Genomic DNA, 14232 nt, shown 5'->3' on the forward strand with positions numbered 1-14232 from the left:
CCGCGGCGTCACGGCCGTTCCATCGCCAGCAGCAAGGCCGTTTCCAGCGGCCGGGCCAGCGTTTTCATGTAGGTGCCGGAGACGTGGTTGAGGTCCCGGTACACCAGGACGTTGCCGATCACCGCCGGGCAGGTCTCCCGGTCGCAGAAGTGCGCCGACAGGTCGATGACCCGCGCCCGCGGGGCCAGCATGGCCGCATCCTCGGTGAGGTCCTTCCCGTCGAGGCCGTCGCGGCGCGACTGGCCGCATTCGGCCGGGTCGTCGTAGTTCACCGCCACGCAGTCCCGGGCGATCGCGCCCTCACGCGGGCGGGGCGTGTCCTTGAGCGCGTACACGTCGATGCCGGCGTCGGCGAGTTGGTTCCAGTACTCGGCGAAGCCCGCCGCGCCGGGCCGCTGGCCGGTGCCCGAGTCCACGAAGGAGGACTCCGCGTAGTACGAGGTCAGGACCGCGTCCACGCCGCCGCTGGTCAGCCGTTCCATGGTCTGTTCGTTGGGCCCGCGGCAGACGGACTCCCCCTTCGCTTCCAGTTTGCGCTGCTCCGCGTTGAACGGGCAGGAATGATGGATGTATGTCAGCAGGCGCCAACCCCGCTCTCGGGCGACAGGCTCCAAGGCCTTGAACCACTGCCCCGCGTGCGAGTCTCCCACCAGCGCCAGGGTGAAGTCCCCCTCCGGGTCCCCGTAGGTGCATTCCTTGGTTTCGGCCGCCATCGAGGTGACGGCGCAATCGCCGAGGCCGGACTGGTCGGCTCCGGCCCGGGCGGGATCCGGGACCACCAGCGGGGTCTCGGTGGCGAAGGCGCGGTGGCCGTCCTCCGTGATCGAGGCGACGCCGAAGCCGGGCGGCGGGGCGGCCAGCAGCGCGGACGTCGCCTCGGCACGCTGGGCCAGGATGCGTTCCTGCTGGTTGGCCGGCACGAAGGCCAGCGTGCCGACCAGCGCGGTGGCCGCGGCGCCTGCGGCGAGCGGCCGCCAGGAGTTGGCGCTGAACCAGCCAAAGCGGCGCACCGGTGTCTCCACGAAGTAGTAGCTCAGGGCGGCCAGGCCAAAGGAACAGGCCAGCAGCAGCGGGCTGGTGAGCGGCCCGGGCTCCCGATCCGCCAGGATGGTGAAAAACACGATCAGGGGCCAGTGCCAGAGGTAGAGCGAGTAGGAGACATTCCCCGTCCATTGGACAGGCCGCCAGTCCACCAGGCGGTGCAGGGACAGCGGCCCGCCGGTCCGTCCGGCAGCGATGACGGCCATGGTGCCCAGCACCGGGAGCAGTGCCGCCGCCCCGGGAAAAGGCGTGCTCGCGTTAAAGAGGAACGCCGAGGCCGTGATCGCGGCCAGGCCCGCTGCCGCCAGCAGGCTGCGCAGGTACGGCCAGCGGCGCGTGTCCCGGTGCAGGGCGGCCAGCAGCCCACCCAGCCCGAGTTCCCAGATCCTGGTGGGCGTGATGAAGTAGGCGGCCGGGCTGCCGCCGGCGGTGGCCCAGATGCCATAGGCCAGCGACGCCGCGACGACGGCGGCGAAGATCGCGGCTGCGATCCCCCGGCGGCCCTGCTTCGTTCGGCGCGCCGCGAAGACGGCCAGCAGGACCAGCAGCGGCCACAGCAGGTAGAACTGTTCCTCGACGGCCAGGGACCAGAAGTGCTGAAGCGGCGTCGGCGTCTCGGTCGCGGCCAGGTAGTCGACGGAGTCGGCGGCCAGGACCCAGTTTTGGAAATAGAGGGTGGAGGCCAGGGCCTGGCCCCCGATGCGCTCCCACTGGCTCATGGGCAGCAGCGCCAGCGTGGCCGCCAGGACGACGGCAACGGTCAGCAGCGCCGCGGGCAGGATGCGCCGGATGCGGGCGGCCCAGAATGACCTCAGGGACAGCGTGCCGGTGGCCGCCGCCTCGCGGAGCATGTGGCCGGTGATCAGGAAGCCGGAGATGACGAAGAAGACGTCCACTCCGACGTAGCCGCCGGGCAGCCAGCGCGGCTCCAGGTGGTAGGCCACCACCAACAGCACCGCAAGGGCGCGCAGGGCTTGGATTTCGGGCAGGAATTTCCGCCGCGGCGTTGTCTCAGGATCCATCGCAGGACATTCAGCCATGCCAAGGTCAACGACAGTTGGCGGCGGGGTGAACGCCCGGGTGCAGGACCGGGCCGGCTACCTCAGGCCGTGCGGCGCCGCCACCAGAGGAGGGCCGAGCCGAGCATCAACAGGCCCACTCCGCCCGAGGCGAGCCAGGCGGTGCCGGCGGCACCGGTGTCCGCCAGCGCCCCGGCCGGGACGGCCCCCGGCAGCACGTTAGACGGCACTGCCGGCTGGGGCTGCGAGGCCGGGATGATAACTGCCGCAGGTTCCTTGGCGGGTTGCTCCGGTCCGGGCTCATCGACAACCGGCCACTCGCCGAAGTCGCCCGGCCATTCACCGATTCCGTCCAACAGCTCGTACATCCACAGGATGAGCTCCTCCCCCGCTGCAGGATCGGAGGCGCTCATTTCCCGGATCAGCGCGGCCAGGCCGTCCAGGTCGCCCGCCATGAGGTACTCCATGATGAGGTTCATCAGGTACGTCATGCCCTCGGACTCGAGCACGAGGTCCATGTTCTCTTCCATCCAGCGCATGACGGTTTCCTCGTCGCCGGCGGCGATGTCATCCGGGATGTTGAAGTCGCTGTGGGTCAGGGTGCGTCCGCCCACCACTATGGGCTCGATCACGGGAGCGGGTTTTGCAGCCGGAGGAGCTTCGGGTGCGGGCGCAGCCTCCGTGGGGGGCTCCACTGCAGGTGCGGACGGATCGGCGGCGGGAGAAGTAGGTATGGTTTCCGGTGCCGGAGTTGAGTCCTCGGCCGAGGCGCCTTCCGCGGAGGCCACCTCTTCGCCATCCGCGGGAAAATCGATCGCGCCCGCGGCCCCGTCGGTGCCGTCGGCGCCGTCCATCGGTCCGCCGTCGTTATCTGCGGGAGCCTCGACCAGCAGGGTAACCACGGCGTCAGCCAGGGCCTCTTCCTGCTCCGCCTGAACCGGCTTGGCAGGGGCAGTTTCTTCAACCGGCGCGTTCACCGCCGCTGCCGACCCAACCGTCCCTACGGCAACCGCGTCCGGGCCGGGCTCGGGAGCGGTGTCACCGGGGATCAGGCCCTGCTGCCCGGCCGGATCCTGGCTGCCGGCGTGGGCGGGAACGCTGCCCAGGGCGAGAGCGGCGGCAACAGTGCCGGTGAGCAGCGCAGCGCGCAGTCGTGATGTCACGTGAAATGTCCTGTCCCCAACTCGGCTGTCCTGGCAGGGCGGAGATCGCGCCGATCCGATTGCTTCGGTGCCCTGCGTCGGCCGGCATTTACCGGCCCTTGCAGAAATATAAATGATGCAGGTCACATCCGCTAATCCGACGCGCCTGCCGGGTCCGCGGCAACGCGGGTCGTCCTACCCTGACCGCTCCCCGGCCCCGCCGTCTGCCCGGCCCTGGCTGAGTGTTGCCTCGCCTTCCAGCAGCCCGAGGGAACTGATCCACGGGAAAACGAACTCCAGGAGCACCAGGACGACCGCCGCCAGCAGCATCAGCGACAGCATGATCCGCACGGCGAACGGGCCGGGCAGGTTGCGGAAGATCCAGGCGTACACCTCAGGCTCCTGCCTGCGCGGCGACCAGGCCGGCGATGTCGGCAGGCGGTCCCGCCTCGGCGGGGCGCCATGATTCCAGCGCGGCGTACGCGATGTACCGCTCCCGGTCGCCGAACCGTGGATGACAGGTGGTCAGGGTCATCATCGCCCTGACAGGTTCGGCCCCTGGTTTTTCCGGCACCGGCAGCAGTACATCCGTCCGGTCCGGCGTCACGATGGTGTGCTCCTCGAAGACGTAGGTGAAGTACCCGTCGGCAGTGCGCACATGGATGCGGTCCCCGGGCCGGAGCGCGTCGATGTTGTCGAGGACCTTGCCGTAGGTCTGGCGATGGCCGGCCACCGCGAAGTTTCCGACCTCCCCCGGCATCGCCGTGCCGTCGTACATGCCCAGCCCCAGCGAATCGAGGATCTCGGGACCCACCCCCGCCGAGACCGGCACGGTGAAGTCATCGCCGAAGCGCGGGACGTAGACGATCCCGAAGGTCTCGCCGTCCCGGGGCTGCCCGCCCGGCTGCGGCGGCCCGAAGTCCTCGGCGGCGGCCCTCACGGCGGGGCCTTCGAATTGCCGGGACAGGGCGGTGACCGCGTCCTGCTGCGCCGCCCGGGCGTCCAGGTTGGTCCACCACAGCTGCCAGACGACGTAGAGGAGGACGATGGCTCCCAGGGTCACGAGCAGTTCGCCGGCCAGGCCGGAGGCGGCCCGGAGCGAAAACATGGTTTGACGTTTTCCCATATGCGCAATCCTCCCTGGGGAACTCGATTCCTGCCGGCGGCGGGGCCGGCGCGCCCGCCTTCGGGACCTACTGCTGGGCGCGCAGCGCGTCGGTGACCTTGGCGGCGACGGCCTGCAGCTTCGGCAGGGCTTCCGCGACGACGGCGTCCACGTCCCGGGTGCCGTCTGCCAGCGATGCCTGCATGGACATGTTCAAGGCGGCGGCCACGGAACCGTCCGGATGCAGGACCGGAACGGCCACCGAGCGCAGGCCGATCTCCAGTTCCTGGTCCACCAGGGCCCATCCCTGGCTCCGCACCTTGTCCAGCTCCGCCCGAAGCTTGTCCGGGTCGGAGATGGTCCGTGACGTCAACGGCTTCAGCTCGGCCGAGGCCAGATAGTCCTCCAGCCGGCCGGCGGGCAGGCCGGCGAGCAGCACGCGGCCCATGGACGTGGCGTAGGCGGGGAAACGCGTGCCCACCATGATGCCCACGGTCATGATCCGCCGGGTGTGGATGCGGGCGATGTAGACGATCTCATCGCCGTCGAGAATCGATGCGGAGGTGGATTCATGCAGCTCCGCGGAAAGCTCTTCCAGCAATGGCTGCACCAGCTGGGGCAGACTCTGCCCGGCGAGGTAGGAATACCCCAGCTGGAGCACCAGAGCGGTGAGTTCGAAGACGCGGCCGTCGGTGCGCACATAGCCCAGGTCGACCAGGGTGTGCAGGAACCTCCGCGCGGTGGCACGGGTCAGGCCGGTCCTCTTGGAGACCTCGCTGAGCGTCATGGTGACGTTGTCGGCGTCGAAGGCCCTGATCACGGTCAATCCGCGGGCCAGCGACTGGACGAACTGGTCGCCCGGCGTCTTGGTCTCGGTCATGGTTCCTTTTACTCGGTGGGCGGAAGCAGCTTGATGTCCATCTTGGACTGCAGTTCCTCAAGCGTGGTTCCGAACGTCTCGCGCACACGCACGCCTTCCTCGGTAATCAGGAAGACCGCGTCATTAGTGTATACGCGGGTGACGCAGCCCACTCCCGTGAGCGGGTAGGTGCATTCGGGCACCAGCTTCGGCTTGCCGTCCTTGGTGAACAGGGACATCATCACGTAGACGTCCTTGGCCCCCGTGGCCAGGTCCATCGCCCCGCCGACGGCGGGAATGGCGTCGGGTGCGCCGGTGTGCCAGTTGGCCAGGTCGCCGGTGGCGGAGACCTGGAACGCGCCGAGCACGCAGACGTCCAGGTGGCCACCGCGCATCATGGCGAAGGAGTCGGCGTGGTGGAAGTAGGACGCGCCCGGCACCTCGGTGACCGGGACCTTGCCCGCGTTGATCAGGTCCTGGTCGATCTGGTCGCCCTGCGCCTCCGGGCCCATGCCCAGCATGCCGTTTTCGGTGTGCAGGGTGATGTCCTGCTCGGCGGTCAGGTAGTTGGAGACCGACGTCGGCTGGCCGATGCCAAGGTTGACGAAGGAACCGGGCTGGATGTCCCGGGCCACCAGCCTGGCCAGATCTTCGCGGCTGAGTTTCTCGCTCACTGGTTTGCCTCTCCCTCTGCGGCCTGCGGCGCAATTTCGACGACGGTGTCCACGTAGATGCCCGGAGTCACGATGACCTCGGGATCCAGTTGGCCGGTCTCCACGATGCCGGAGACCTGCACGATGCTCTGCTTGGCGGCGGCGGCCATGATCGGTCCGAAGTTGCGGGCGGTCTTGCGGTAGACCAGGTTGCCCTTCCGGTCGGAGGTCAGCGCCTTGATCAGCGCGACGTCGCCGTGGATCGGCGTCTCGAGCACGTAGCCGCGCCCGTCGATCATCCGGGTCTCCTTGCCCTCGGCCAGCATGGTGCCGTAGCCGGTGGGCGTGAAGAAGGCGCCGATCCCGGCGCCGGCGGCGCGGATGCGTTCGGCCAGGTTGCCCTGCGGCACCAGTTCCAGTTCGATTTCGCCGGCGCGGTAGGCGGTGTCGAAGTGCCAGGAGTCGGACTGGCGCGGGAAGGAGCAGATGATCTTCTTGACCCTGCGCTCCTTGATCAGCAGCGCCAGCCCGGCGTCCGCCTGCCCGGCGTTGTTGTTCACCACGGTCAGGTCGGTGGCGCCGCAGTCCATCAGCGCGTCGATCAGTTCCATCGGCTGGCCGGCGTTGCCGAAGCCGCCGATCAGCACCGTGGCGCCGTCCTGGATGCCGGCCACGGCGTCCCGGGCAGTAGCAGCGAATGTAGGCACCCGCTTACCTCCTTAGTTCTTGGTTGAGTTGACGTTTTCCAGCACGACGGCGAGGCCCTGGCCCACGCCGATGCAGATGGCGGCCACGCCCCAGCGGTCGCCCGATTCCTGCAGCCGGCGGGCCAGCGTGCCGAGGATGCGGATGCCCGAGGCGCCCAGCGGGTGGCCGATGGCCACTGCCCCGCCCCAAGCGTTCACGATCGCCGGGTCGATGTCCCAGTTGTCGATGCAGGCCAGCGACTGCGCGGCGAAGGCCTCATTGAGCTCGACGGCGGCGACATCGGACCAGCTGATGCCGGCCCGCTTGACGGCCTGGTTCGCGGCCTCCACCGGCGCGAACCCGAAGAACTGCGGCTCCAGCGCGGCGGCGCCGCGGCCGGCGATCCGGGCCAGCGGCCCGGTCCCCAGCAGCCCGGCGGCGGCCTCGCTGCCCAGCCACGCCGCCGAAGCGCCGTCGTTCAGCGGCGAAGCGTTGCCGGCCGTGACCGTGCCGCCCTCGGGGCCGTCGCCCGCCGGCCGGAAGACGGTCTTCAGCCCGGCCAGGACGTCAACGGTGCTGGTGGGGCGGATGGACTCGTCGCGGGCCAGGTCGGTGCCCGGAACCTGCACCACCATCGAGTCGTACTTGCCCGCGTTCCAGGCCTCGTCGGCGAGGCGGTGCGAGGCGGCGGCGAACTCGTCCTGCCGTTCGCGGCTGATGCCGTGGCGCTCGCGCAGCTGTTCGGTGGCCTCGCCCAGGGAGACGGTCCATTCCCGCGGCATCTTCTTGTTCACCAGGCGCCAGCCCAGGGTGGTGGACGCGAGGGTCATGTCGCCGGCCGGGTAGGGCTTCTCGGTCTTGGGCAGCACCCACGGCGCCCGGCTCATCGACTCGACGCCGCCGATCAGCACCAGGTCGCCTTCGCCGGCGTTGATCTGCCGGGAGGCGATGATGGCGGCGTCCAGGCTGGAGCCGCACAGCCGGTTCACGGTGGTCCCCGGGATCGAGGTGGGCAGGCCGGCCAGCAGCGTGGCCATGCGCGCCACGTTCCGGTTCTCTTCCCCGGCGCCGTTGGCGTTGCCGAAGATCACCTCGTCGATGCGTTCCGGGTCCAGGCCCGGGGCGCGGGAAACTTCCGCCTTGACGACTTCGGCCGCCAGGTCGTCCGGGCGGACGCCGGCCAGCGCACCGCCGAACTTGCCGAAGGGGGTGCGGACGGCGTCATACAGATATGCCTGGTTCATTCGAGGCTCCTTCGCGGCGCACTTCCGGGGTGCGCCTTTGGGTTACAGCAAACGGCCCGGCCCGGCGCTCAGGCCGGACCGGACCGCTCCGTCGACACGGGGGTCCGCGCGGAACATACCGTTTCGGCGGGAACCGTCGCGGGCTCTTCCGTTCCAGCCGAAGTGTTCGCTACACGAACGCATGTACGTTATATGAACTATATCGAGCCCTTGTGATCCTCGTCAAGGCTGGCAAAGACGCCCTTGGCCACCTTGAACGCGACGTTGGCGTCCGGGACGCCGCAGTAGATGGCCGACTGCAGCACGACTTCCTTGATCTCGTCGCGGGTCATGCCGTTGGTCAGCGCCGCCCGGACATGCATGGCGAATTCCTCCCAGTGGCCCTTGGCGATCATGGCGGTGAGCGTGATGGCGCTGCGCGTGGTGCGCGGCAGCCCCTCCCGGGTCCAGATGGTCCCCCAGGCGTAGCGGGTGATCAGTTCCTGGAAGTCCTGGGTGAACTCATCGATCGAGCTGTTCGCGCGGTCCACGTGGGCATCGCCGAGCACCTGCCGGCGCACGGCCATGCCCTCGTCGTACACTTCCTGCTGGGTCTGGGCAGGATCGAAGGTGCGGTTATCGCTCACGGCGTGTACTCCTTGGTTGTTCAGTCATCGGTCCGGCTGCGGTTTCAGGCGGCCAGGAAGAAATCGCGCAGCAGCGCGGCGGTTTCCGCGGGTGCCTCGGCGGGCGCCTGGTGGGCCACACCGTCGACGACGGCGGAGCTGCCCTTTTGCACGCCGGCGGCCACTGCTTCGGCGAACTCGGGCGGGCACACCTGGTCGAGCGCCCCGGCGACGGCGATCACCGGAGTGGTGATGTCGCCGAGCCGCTCGCGGACGTCGAAGCCGGCCAGGGCCTCGCAGGCGTGGGCGTAGGCGAAGCGGTCCGCGTTCTGCAGGGTGTGCAGCAGCCGGGTGGTGCGCTCGGGGTGCTTCTCGATAAAGCCCGGCGCGAACCAGCGCTGCGCCGAGCCGGTGACCATCGTGGGCGTGCCCGCCTGGCGTACGGTCTCCGCGCGTTCCAGCCACGCGGCCGCTTCGCCGATCTTGGCGGCGGAGCAGACCACGCCCAGGCCGGCGAAGCGGTCCGGGTGGTCCAGGCCCAGCTGCAGGGCCAGTTCACCGGCCATCGAGACGCCGGCAAAGTACACCTTGGTGCCGGGGTCGATGTCGCCGGCTTCGCGCAGCTTGTCCAGCATCGCCACGACCGCCTGGCCGAGTTCGGCCATGGTGTACGGTCCGGTCGAGGCCGGGCTGGCCCCGTGGCCGGGCAGGTCCACGCCCACCACCTGGAAGTCCTGCAGGTGCTCCACGGCGTCGGCCCAGAGCGCCTTGGCGCCGGTCCCCAGTCCGGCGCCGGCCAGCAGCACCGGCCTGCCTTTGCCCTCGGACAGGAGGGTGGGGGTGATGTCGGGAACGGTCACGAATGGCTCCATTCTGCGTAGTGGGACGTGATCCGGTCGATCAGGCCGCTGCTTTGGCCGGTATACCCGGCCGGGTCCAGCAGTTCGGCCAGCGCCGTGTCGGAGAGGACGTCGCCGGGCACGGCTTCGCGCAGCAGCTGCGACAGGCTGCCCTGGCCGGCGAGCGACTGGTTGACCAGGCTCTGGACCTTCGCCTTGCCGGCGCCGGGGGTTCCGCCGTCCAGCATCGGCGCCACCGTGGCCATGACGCGTTCGCTGACCACCAGCTCGCCGGTGATCTCCAGGTTCCGGCGCATCTTCTCCGGGCGGACCACCAGGCCCTCGGAGAGTTCGGCCAGCTTGGCGGCTGCCCCGCCGGCGAGCCGGAGCAACTGGCGCAGCGCCTGCCACTCCACGTGCCAGGAGCCGTCCGGCCGCTCGTCGATTGCCCCGGCCGCGGCGGCCTGGACCTGGGCCAGGTGCCCGGGGGCGGCGAGGGCGGCGCTGTGGATCAGCACGGACAGCACCGGATTCTGCTTCTGGGGCATGGCCGAGGAGCCGCCGCGGCCGTCGGCGGCGGGTTCGGAGACCTCGCCCACTTCGGGCCGGCTCAGCAGCAGCACGTCGTTGGCGACCTTGCCGGCGGCCGCCAGCACATCGGCCAGCGCGGCGGCCAGCGCGGTGACCGGCAGCCGGTTGGTCTGCCACGGTGCCAGCGGATCGGCGAGCCCCAGCCGCCCGGCGAGGCGGGCCGCCAAGGCCAACGCACCGCCGTTGTCGTCCTGCCCGGCGCCCTCCGCCGCCGGGCGGGCGGGCAGGCCGGCCAGGTCGGTGAGCGCCGCCATGGTGCCGGCCGCGCCGCCCCACTGCAGCGGCAGTCCGCCGGCCACCCGCTCCAGCCGGACGCCGGCCTGGGCGACGCCGGAGAGCCAGTTGGCCGCCTTGAGCCCGAACGTCGACGGCAGCGAATGCTGGGTCAGGGTGCGGGCCACCGTGACGGTGGCGCGGTGTTCGTCCGCCAACCGGCCCAGGGCCGCGGCGGCGGACTTGAGGTCGGTGACGATCCCGGCCAGCGCGCGGCGGGCCATCAGCATCAGGGCGCTGTCCAGGATGTCCTGGCTGGTGGCGCCCCGGTGGATCGCCGGGACGGCGGCCGGGTCGTGCTTCCTGGTCTCCGCCCTCAGGTCGGCCAGCAGCGGGATGACCGGGTTGCCGCCGCCCTGGGCCCGCTCGGCCAGCCCCGCGGCGTCGTAGAGGTCGGCGTGCGAGGCCCGCTCGACGGCCGGCACGGCCTCGGCGGCCACCCGGCCGGCGTCGGCCAGCACGCGGGTCCATTCAAGCTCCACGTCGAGCATGGCTTGGATGAATTGGTAGTCGCTGGTTAAACGGGACGCTGCTGTCCCGGCCGAGGCCGGAGACAGCAGCCCGAAATCAGCGTGGTCCGCCGGATTCATACAGGCCTAAATCCCCGGGTAGGTCAGGAAGACGGTCTCGCCGTCACCCTGCAGCCGGATGTCGAAGCGGAGGTCGCCGTTCGGTTCGCGCTCTGCGATCAGCGTGTTCCGCCGCTCTTCCGGCAGCGAGGACAGCAGCGGGTCGTTCGCCAGCGCCTCGGTTTCCTCCGGCAGGTAGATCCGGGTGAACAGCCGGTTCAGCAGGCCGCGGGCAAAGACCACCAGGGAGATGAACGGGGCCTTGCCCGGCTCGGTGGCACCCGGGTTGACCGTGGTGAAGGTGTAGTGGCCCACGTTGTCCACGGCCACGCGGCCGAAGCCGGTGAAGGTGTGGTTGTCGCGGACCAGGGAACCGGTTTCGCGGGAGATCTTGCCGTGCTCGTCGGCCTGCCAGATCTCCAGCATGGAGTCGGGGATCACGGTGCCGTTGCCGTCGTAGACCACGCCGTGCAGCCGGATGGACCCGGGGTGCGCGCGGTGGACCAGTTGGCTGTCCTTCTCGTAGGGCAGCGCGAAGCCGTAGAACGGGCCTATGGTCTGGCCCGGGGTGGGCACCAGTTTGGTGGTGGACTCGCTCATCAGTGCTCCTCGCCTTCTTCCATCCAGGTGCGGTTGCTGCCGGAAAGGACAATGTCCCAGCGGTAGCCGGTGTTCCACTCGTGGCTGGTGACCGAGTGGTCATAGGTGGCGACCAGGCGGTCGCGGGCCGCCGGGTCGGTGATCGACTGGTAGATCGGATCCAGCGGGAACAGCGGGTCGCCCGGGAAGTACATCTGGGTGATCATGCGCTGGGTGAAGTCGGTGCCGAACAGCGAGAAGTGGATGTGTGCCGGGCGCCAGGCGTTGTGGTGGTTCTTCCACGGGTAGGGGGCGGGCTTGATGGTGGTGAACTTGTACTCGCCGTTGGGCCCGGTGATGCAGCGGCCCACGCCGGTGAAGTTCGGGTCGATCGGGGCCGGGTGCTGGTCGCGCTTGTGCACGTAGCGGCCGGCGGCGTTGGCCTGCCAGACCTCCACCAGCTGGTTGCGCACCGGGCGTCCGTCGCCGTCCAGGACACGGCCCTGCACGATAATCCGCTCGCCGATCGGCTCGCCGTTGTGCTGGATGGTCAGGTCCGACTCCAGGGCGTGCACGTCACGCTCGCCGAAGGCCGGGCTCCACAGCTCGATGGTCTCCGGGTCCGCGTGGTGCAGGTCTTTGGTGGGGTGGCGCAGCAGCGAGGAGCGGTACGGCGCAAAGTCGATGCGCGGCTGCGTCTCTTCGGCGCCGCCGGCCTCCACGCTCTTGCGGTACGCCTCGTGGCTGTCGGCAATTTCCTGGCTGATCTTTTCCTGCGAATCCGTGGTGGCGGCAGGGTCCAGCAGGTGGCTGTCGTCAAACGTCTCGTCCTCGAAAGCCTCGTCCGGAGCTTGTGCGTCGCTCATCGGGACTCCTTTCCGTTGTGGCTGTGGATGGTTTAAGGGTTTGCGCGCCCGGCGTGGTGCGGGCGGAGCGGTCACTTGTGCGGCCAGCCCGTGTAGGACTCGGCCAGGTACTGCTGCCCGAAGCGGGAACCGGTCACGGTGGCCAGCTCGCCGAGTGCACGCTTGGTCTCGAAGGGCGAGGCATCCGTGCGGGTGTGCAGCATGCTGGTCATCCAGTAGGAGAAGTTCTGCGCCTTCCAAACCCGCTGCAGCGCCAGGTCGGAGTAGCCCTCCAGCAGTGCGTCGCTGCCGGTGGAGTAGAACGAGTCGATGGCCTCGAAGAGCACCTTGACGTCCGCGAAGGCCAGGTTCAGGCCCTTGGCCCCGGTGGGCGGCACCGTGTGTCCGGCGTCGCCGGCCAGGAACATGCGCCCGTGGGACAGCGGTTCCCGCACGAAGGAGCGGAAGGCCAGCACGGTCTTGTCGAAGATCGGTCCCTGCTTCAACTGGAAGCCGTCGGGCCCGTCGACCCGCTTCTGCAGTTCCGCCCAGATCCGGTCGTCGCTCCAGTCGTCCACGTTCTCGGCCGGATCGCACTGGAAGTACATGCGCTGGACGGTCTCGCTGCGCTGGGAGATCAGCGCGAAGCCGTGCGGCGAGTTCGCGTAGATCAGTTCCGGGGCGCTCTTCGGGGCCTCGGTCAGGATGCCGAACCAGGCGAACGGATACTCGATCTTGTAGTCCTGCTCCCCCTTCACCGCGCGGCGGCAGAAGCTGCGGGAGCCGTCGGCACCCACCAGGATGTCGCAGTGCACCTCGAAGGCGGCGCCGTCCTTGTCCGTGAACCTGAACTTGGGCGTGGTGGTCTCCAGGTCCAGCACCTCGGTGACCTCGGCCTCGTAGCGCACGTCGCCGCCGTCGCGCCTGCGGGCGGCGGCCAGGTCCAGGAACACCTCGTTCTGCGCGTACAGGGTCACGGTGGCGTCCACGAGGTCCTTGAAGTCCAGCGGATGCGACTCTCCGTTGAAGCGCAGATCGATGCCGGCGTGCTCGTCGCCCTCGGTCAGCACCCGGCCGTCGACGCCGGTGTCGGTCAGCATCTTGACCGAGCCCGCCTCCAGGATGCCGGCCCGGTGGGTGTTGTGGATGGTGTCGTGGTCACGGGATTCCACCACGAGGTTATCGATCTCGTGCCGGGCCAGCAGGTGGCTGAGCATCAGGCCGGCCGGTCCCCCGCCGACGATTCCTACCTTGGTTTTGATGATCTGCGGTTGCGCCATGGGTAAGTCTCCTGGGTCGAAGAGGAAGCCGTCTCTTCACCAGTGTGAGCCCGGCGACACGGATTCCGCCCCGGCGTTCTTATTGAATGAGAATTACGACGGCGGTGGCCGCCGCTGTCACAGCGCGACGCCCATGGCCCGGGAGATGCCGCGCGCCGCCGTCATCAGCGCCGGCACCACGGCGTGGAAGTTCTCGAAGCCCAGCGGCACCACCACGCCGAGGGCGGCCAGCGGCCGGCCGGCCGGGCCGAGCACGGGGACGGCGATGCCGGTGGTGTCCACGTCGATCCGCCCGTCGAACGCGGCGTAGCCCCGCTTGCGGATGTCGGCCAGGTGCCGGCGCAGGTCGAAGGACACCGGGTCGGCCGACGTGACGGCCTCCGGATGCCGGGTCAGGTAGGACTCCTGGACATGGTTGGGCGAATAGGCCAGCAGCACCATGCCCATCGAGGTCCGGTGCACCGGCATGGTGCCGGCGATCTGGGCCTGGTTCACCACGGAGCCGCGGCTGGAGAGCCGCTCGATCACCAGGACTTCGTCCTCGCGCAGCACCGCCAGCTGGGTGTGCTGGCGCACCACGGACTGGATGTCCTCCATGAACGGCATGGCGGCCTGCCGCAGGTCGACGGCCGGCGAGCTCCGGTTGGCCAGCTCCCACAGCCGCAGCCCGAGCCGGATTTCGCCGGGGCCCTCCTTCGTCAGCAGCCCGTGGCGGGACAGCGCCTCCACCAGCCGGTAGGTCGTTGCCAGCGGCACATCCGCCCGGCGGGAGAGCGTGGCGACGTTCATCGCCGGCTTGTCCGGCTCGAACGCAGACAGGATGCGCACCAGCCGGTCCAGCATCGAGTCACCGGACGGGGAATTGGCCATGTTCCCAGAATCTCATGTGCGCGGCGGCCGC

The 14232-nt window shown here is 69.5% G+C and carries 15 protein-coding genes; all 15 read right to left on the reverse strand.

The window, feature by feature from the left end:
* Window positions 1-8: 8 nt before the first annotated feature.
* A complete protein-coding gene (locus AC5RVV_RS06230; protein WP_494000483.1) occupies window positions 9-2063 on the reverse strand; it encodes an acyltransferase family protein in 2055 nt (684 codons plus the stop codon).
* 80 nt (window positions 2064-2143) lie between these two features.
* Window positions 2144-3223, reverse strand: coding sequence for an LPXTG cell wall anchor domain-containing protein (locus AC5RVV_RS06235; RefSeq protein ID WP_494000484.1), 1080 nt, complete (start codon window positions 3221-3223; stop codon window positions 2144-2146).
* 174 nt (window positions 3224-3397) lie between these two features.
* The gene (locus AC5RVV_RS06240) at window positions 3398-3595 is read right to left on the reverse strand and encodes a hypothetical protein (protein WP_494000485.1); all 198 of its coding nucleotides are present in this window, start codon (window positions 3593-3595) and stop codon (window positions 3398-3400) included.
* Between the two features lies 1 nt (window position 3596).
* Complete coding sequence (locus AC5RVV_RS06245; protein ID WP_494000486.1) at window positions 3597-4328, reverse strand: class E sortase; 732 nt, start codon at window positions 4326-4328, stop codon at window positions 3597-3599.
* A 67-nt stretch (window positions 4329-4395) separates the two neighbouring features.
* Window positions 4396-5187 carry an IclR family transcriptional regulator domain-containing protein gene (locus tag AC5RVV_RS06250; RefSeq protein ID WP_494000487.1) on the reverse strand — a complete coding sequence of 264 codons (792 nt, stop codon included), beginning with the start codon at window positions 5185-5187 and terminating at the stop codon, window positions 4396-4398.
* Between the two features lie 8 nt (window positions 5188-5195).
* On the reverse strand, window positions 5196-5840 hold the full coding sequence (locus AC5RVV_RS06255; protein ID WP_494000488.1) for a 3-oxoacid CoA-transferase subunit B: 645 nt from the start codon (window positions 5838-5840) through the stop codon (window positions 5196-5198).
* A complete protein-coding gene (locus AC5RVV_RS06260) occupies window positions 5837-6526 on the reverse strand; it encodes a 3-oxoacid CoA-transferase subunit A (RefSeq protein ID WP_494000489.1) in 690 nt (229 codons plus the stop codon). Before AC5RVV_RS06260 ends, AC5RVV_RS06255 begins: the two co-directional genes overlap by 4 nt.
* A 12-nt stretch (window positions 6527-6538) precedes the next feature.
* Window positions 6539-7750 carry a thiolase family protein gene (locus AC5RVV_RS06265; RefSeq protein ID WP_494000490.1) on the reverse strand — a complete coding sequence of 404 codons (1212 nt, stop codon included), beginning with the start codon at window positions 7748-7750 and terminating at the stop codon, window positions 6539-6541.
* Between the two features lie 197 nt (window positions 7751-7947).
* Window positions 7948-8376: a 4-carboxymuconolactone decarboxylase gene (gene pcaC / locus AC5RVV_RS06270; protein WP_494000491.1), complete on the reverse strand. Its 429-nt coding sequence runs from the start codon at window positions 8374-8376 to the stop codon at window positions 7948-7950.
* A gap of 44 nt (window positions 8377-8420) precedes the next feature.
* Complete coding sequence (locus AC5RVV_RS06275) at window positions 8421-9215, reverse strand: alpha/beta fold hydrolase (RefSeq protein ID WP_494000492.1); 795 nt, start codon at window positions 9213-9215, stop codon at window positions 8421-8423.
* Window positions 9212-10648, reverse strand: a complete 1437-nt coding sequence (locus AC5RVV_RS06280; RefSeq protein ID WP_494000493.1) for a lyase family protein — start codon at window positions 10646-10648, stop codon at window positions 9212-9214. The genes AC5RVV_RS06275 and AC5RVV_RS06280 overlap by 4 nt, the downstream gene beginning before the upstream one ends.
* 6 nt (window positions 10649-10654) lie before the next feature.
* The gene (gene pcaG, locus AC5RVV_RS06285) at window positions 10655-11227 is read right to left on the reverse strand and encodes a protocatechuate 3,4-dioxygenase subunit alpha (RefSeq protein ID WP_494000494.1); all 573 of its coding nucleotides are present in this window, start codon (window positions 11225-11227) and stop codon (window positions 10655-10657) included.
* Complete coding sequence (pcaH, locus tag AC5RVV_RS06290; RefSeq protein ID WP_494000495.1) at window positions 11227-12072, reverse strand: protocatechuate 3,4-dioxygenase subunit beta; 846 nt, start codon at window positions 12070-12072, stop codon at window positions 11227-11229. The genes pcaG and pcaH overlap by 1 nt, the downstream gene beginning before the upstream one ends.
* A 71-nt stretch (window positions 12073-12143) precedes the next feature.
* Complete coding sequence (locus tag AC5RVV_RS06295; protein ID WP_494000496.1) at window positions 12144-13331, reverse strand: 4-hydroxybenzoate 3-monooxygenase; 1188 nt, start codon at window positions 13329-13331, stop codon at window positions 12144-12146.
* A gap of 117 nt (window positions 13332-13448) precedes the next feature.
* The gene (locus AC5RVV_RS06300) at window positions 13449-14201 is read right to left on the reverse strand and encodes an IclR family transcriptional regulator (protein ID WP_494000497.1); all 753 of its coding nucleotides are present in this window, start codon (window positions 14199-14201) and stop codon (window positions 13449-13451) included.
* Between the last annotated feature and the right edge of the window lie 31 nt (window positions 14202-14232).

Source organism: Arthrobacter sp. MDT2-34-1 (assembly GCF_059091365.1).